Annotated in this window: 1 protein-coding gene; it reads left to right on the plus strand. The window is 66.8% G+C overall.

What is annotated here, in order from left to right:
- A partial coding sequence (locus tag ACE039_RS17790; protein ID WP_485822949.1) for a heterodisulfide reductase-related iron-sulfur binding cluster occupies positions 1-557 on the plus strand: 557 nt, incomplete at its 5' end.

Genomic DNA, 557 nt, shown 5'->3' on the forward strand with positions numbered 1-557 from the left:
CCAACGGCGACGCCTGGTGGCCATTGGTCCAGGACGGCGGCGTCGAGGCCATCGTCATGAACGCGTCCGGGTGCGGCGCGATGGTGAAGGAATACGCGCATCACCTGAAGCATGATCCGGCATACGCCCAGAAGGCCGCGGATATCGTCGCGCTGGTCAAGGACGTGGCCGAGATCGTGGCGCCGCATGCCGACCAACTGCGCGCGCGCTTGCCCGTCGGCACGCGCGCCGCGTTCCATCCGCCCTGCACCTTGCAGCACTGGCAAGGGCTGCGGCCGTTGTCGGAGCAGCTGTTGGTGGATCTGGGGTTCGAATTGCTGCCGTTCGCCGACAAGCACTTGTGCTGCGGGTCGGCGGGCGCTTATTCGGTGCTGAATCCGGACATCGCGCTGGAACTGCGCGACCGCAAGCTGGGCGCCATCGCGGCGGGCGGGCCGGATGTGATCCTGTCCGCCAACATCGGCTGCATCGGCCACCTGCAAAGCGGCACCGACACGCCGGTTCGGCATTGGGTGGAAGTCGTGGACGAACAATTGCGCAAGACGGCTGCCGCATAG

This window comes from Achromobacter maghribensis (genome assembly GCF_057334215.1).